Origin of the sequence: Pseudomonas sp. A-1 (assembly GCF_004801855.1) — a bacterium.
In the GTDB taxonomy this organism is placed as follows: Bacteria; Pseudomonadota; Gammaproteobacteria; order Pseudomonadales; family Pseudomonadaceae; genus Geopseudomonas.
In genome coordinates this window covers 1-4,107 of the sequence record NZ_SSTC01000166.1, presented here as the reverse complement: position 1 = coordinate 4,107, position 4,107 = coordinate 1, and the positions used below count along the sequence as shown (strand labels likewise).

Annotated in this window: 2 protein-coding genes; both read right to left on the bottom strand. The window is 73.2% G+C overall.

All coding sequences use genetic code 11. The annotated features are described in order from the left end of the window. Positions 1-1,877 (bottom strand): cellulose biosynthesis cyclic di-GMP-binding regulatory protein BcsB (bcsB, locus tag E5198_RS20615; RefSeq protein ID WP_136491779.1); only part of this gene is annotated, 1,877 nt, incomplete at its 3' end. Further along, positions 1,874-4,107: UDP-forming cellulose synthase catalytic subunit (bcsA, locus tag E5198_RS20610; protein ID WP_136491778.1), on the bottom strand; the 2,234-nt coding region annotated here is incomplete at its 5' end. The genes bcsB and bcsA, both read right to left, overlap by 4 nt.

The following is a 4,107-nucleotide window of genomic DNA, read 5'->3' as shown; positions in this document are numbered from 1 at the left end:
CCGGCCAGCAGGCGGTCGTAGGGCGCCGCCAGGCGCACGCCGAAGTCGGCGCGCTCGCGCAGCTCCGCCGGCCAGTCGCCGAGCAGCAGCAGGTCGGCGTCGGCCGCGCGGGCCGCCTGCCAGTCGTCGCTCAGGCGCACGCCGAGGGCCGGATAGCCGATCTGCGCGCCCAGCCCGCCGAGCGTCTCGAGCAGGGTCGCCACCTGCGCCTCGCTGGCCTGGCGCGGCACCAGCACCAGGGTCTCGGACAGGTCGGCCATGCGGCTGAACGGGAAGCCGCTGCGGGCGAAGGCGCGCAGGTCGGGCATCGCCAGATAGTGATGGTAGCCGGACAGGTCGATGGTCGACGCCTCGTCGATGCTGCCGTGCACCGCCACCGGCAGCATGGTCTGGCAGCGGTCGCGCTGGGCGCTGCCCTGCACGCTGGCGAAGTTGAAGGCGTAGCTCAGGCGGTTGCGGTCGCCGACCTTGAGCGCGGGCACCAGCAGCTTCTCGCGCAGGCCCTCGGCCTCGCCGGTCACCGCCAGGCGCATCTCCTCGACGCCGCTGCGCTGCTCGCGGCCGGGCAGCGCGAGGCTGGCGATGAACTGGTCGTTGAGGTGGACGTCCAGCCGCGACTCGTCGCTGTTGCCCGGCACGCTGTAGCGGAACTGGGTGCGCAGCGGGATGCCCTGGTTGCGCCAGACAAACAGGTCCGGCGGCAGGTGGATGTCGAGGTTGATCGGCGCCGGCTGCAGGCCGCTGACCTGCAGCTGCTGCGGGTAGTCGAGCAGCTCGGCGAGGCGCACCGGACGGTCGGTGGGCGCCCACTTCGGCGCGTCGTAGGGGCGGCGCGGCGTCGGCGGCGGCAGCTCGCCGACCGTCACGCGGGTGCCGCGCAGCAGCGGGCTGCCCAGCGCCAGCGCCTCGACCGCGCGCTGCAGGTCGGCCTCGTCGCGCCCGCGCACCAGCAGCAGGGTGCCGTAGGGGCTGTCGGGGTGGTCGATCAGCTCCAGCACCGGGCCCTCGACCGCCGGGAAGCGCTCGGGGTCGGCCATGAACGCCGGCCGCCGGGCGTTGGTGGCGAACACCAGGGTCGGCTGCGGCGGCCGTTTCCCGGCGACCGCCGGCAGGCGGTCGAACAGCACCGGGAAACGCACGCCGCGCCAGTCGGCGAGGCGGCCGAAGTGCGAGGCGAGCACCGCCGCGGCGCGCTGCTCGCCGACCGTCGGCGCGCCGGCGAACACCACCGGCAGCTCCAGCGGGCCGCTGTCGCGGGGATCGAAGAACGGCGCCGGGAAGTGCGCCAGATCGTTGGGCAGGCTCAGCGCCTGCTCGTCGAGATGGATCGCGCTGTCGCGGCTGAGGCTCAGCCACAGCGCGCTGTTGGCCGGGTCCTCGCAGATCTCCGCGTAGTGGCCGACGAACTCCAGGCGCAGGCGGTTGAAGTCGCCGAGCAGGCGCGGGTCGAGCGGCAGCTCGCGGCGCACCTGCTGGCCGGGCTGGTCGTGGTCGATGGCCAGCACGCCCATCAGGCGGTCGTTGAGGTAGACGCGCAGGTGCGACAGGGTCGGCAGCAGCGCCGGCGACGGGGTGTACTCCAGGCTCAGCCGCGCGGCGGTGACCAGGCGGTCGCGGCGCAGGCCGAACTCGATCTGCTCGCTGTTGCGGATGCCCAGCAGCAGCACGTCGGCGTTGCGCCCCAGCTCGGCGAAGCGCCGGCTGTCCTGCCAGGCCGGCACCGGCGGCTCGACCGGTTCGGTCAGCGCGAGCGCCGCCGGCGCCTCCAGCGGGGCGGCGGGCAGCGCGCCGGTATCCGCCGCGGCGACGGCCAGCGCGGCCCGGGTCGAGGCGAACAGGATCAGGGCAGCCAGCCAGGGCTTGAACGACAGGGTCATACGGACAGGGCTCGCACGGAAGGTTGGGAAAGGGGGCGCGGCGGATGCGGCAGGAAGCTGGCGCACCAGCGCAGCAGGCGCAGCAGGCCGCCGAGCAGGGTGCGCAGGCCGGGCGGAGCGTGTTCGAGCAGGCGCACGTAGCCGTTCAGGCCCAGCGCCAGCACGTCGAGGAAGCTGCGCAGCGGGCGCTCCTCGAGGTAGCCCTCGTTCCAGCCCAGCCAGGCGTTGGCGCGGGCGAAGGTGCACTGCACCAGGTCGATCTGCTGCTGCAGGGACAGCTCCTCGAAGCGCACGCCGACGTGGCGACCGAGGCAGTGGCTGAGCCGCCCGGCGAAGGCGAACTCGCGCGCGCCGCGGCGCAGCAGCAGGCGCACCGGCGTCTGCGCGTCGAGGCCCAGCTCCAGGGGCAGCTCGATGCCGGCGCCGCCGCTGGAGTAGTCGACCAGCACGCCGCCGTAGACCCGGCCGTCGGGCAGGCGCAGGGCCGCCGGCAGGCGTGCCGGCACCCGGTGGTTCTGGCGCAGCTGGCGCGCCTCGGCCGCCACCGCCACGGCGCCGCCGATGATCAGCAGGTTGTAGAGCACCCACAGGACGCTGACCAGCACCGTGCCGACCTCCTCGGCCGGGCCGTGGTGCAGGCGCCAGACGGCGAAGCCGAGGCCGAGCAGGTTGAGGCCGGCGAGCACCAGGTAGGGCCGGGCGATGCGCCAGTCGAACTGGTTCTCCGGCATCAGGCCGCCCTTGGCGGTGACGTTGAACTTGCCCTTCTTCGGCGCGAACAGCGCCACCGTGGTCGGCCAGGCGATGTACCAGGCCAGCACCGTCTCGTAGACCTCGCCCCAGAAGCTGTGCCGCCAGGCGCCCTGCATGCGCGAGTTGGCCAGGCTGGCGTGGACCATGTGCGGCAGCACCTGCAGCAGGATCATCGCCGCCGGCGCGTAGATGATGTAGGCGTGCAGCAGCAGGAAGGCCAGCGGCGCGGTGAGGAACACCAGCCGCGGCAGCCCGGCGAGAAAATGCAGCATGGCGTTGGCGTAGCAGATGCGCTGGAAGAAGCTCAGGCCGCGGCCCAGCAGCGGATTGTCGGTGCGGAAGATCTGCGCCATGCCGCGCGCCCAGCGGATGCGCTGGCCGATGTGCGCCGACAGGCTCTCGGTGGCCAGGCCGGCGGCCTGGGGGATGCGCAGGTAGGCCGAGTTCCAGCCGCGGCGGTGCAGGCGCAGGGCGGTGTGGGCATCCTCGGTGACGGTCTCCACCGCCACCCCGCCGACCTCCTCCAGCGCGCTGCGCCGCAGCACGGCGCAGGAGCCGCAGAAGAAGGCCGCGTTCCACAGGTCGTTGCCGTCCTGCACCAGGCCGTAGAACAGCTCGCCCTCGTTGGGCCGGCGGCGGAAGATGCCGAGGTTGCGCTCGAACGGATCGGGGGAGAAGAAGTGGTGCGGGGTCTGCACCAGCGCCAGCCGCGGATCGCGCAGGAACCAGCCGACGGTGAGCTGCAGGAAGGAGCGCACCGGCACGTGGTCGCAGTCGAAGATCGCCACCAGCTCGGCGTCGGTGCAGGTCAGCGCGTGGTTGAGATTGCCGGCCTTGGCGTGGCGGTTGTCCGGGCGGACGATGTAGCCGGCGCCGACCTCGGCGGCGAAGCGGCGGAAGCTGTCGCGGCGGCCGTCGTCGAGGATGTGCACGCGCAGCTTGTCCGCCGGCCAGTCGAGGCCGAGGGCGGCGAGCACGGTGTTGCGCACCACCGCCAGATCCTCGTTGTAGGTGGGGATCATCAGGTCCACCGTCGGCCAGCGGGCGAGATCGTCCGGCAGCGGCGCCGGCTCGCGGTTGAGCGGCCAGCTGGTCTGCAGGTAGCCGAGCATCAGGATCAGCCAGGCGTAGGTTTCCGCCAGCAGCAGGATCAGGCCGCAGGTCAGGTCGATGCCGTCGTTCCAGTTGAGGGTCGCGGTGTAGCGCCACCACAGGTAGCGACAGGAGGCGAGCACCGACAGCAGTACCAGCAGCAGCAGGGCGAAGCGCCCCGGCAGCCGGCGCACCAGCATGGCCAGGCCCCACAGCAGCAGGACGAACGCCACCTGGGCGGCGTAGTCGAAGGGCGCGGTGATGCACAGCAGGGCCAGCACGCCGGCGACCAGGCCGACCAGCCCGAGCAGGGTGCGCCGCTGCCAGCTGGCGGCGCGCAGCAGGCCGGCCTCGGCGCGCTGCCAGGGCGCCGTGCGCGGGCGTG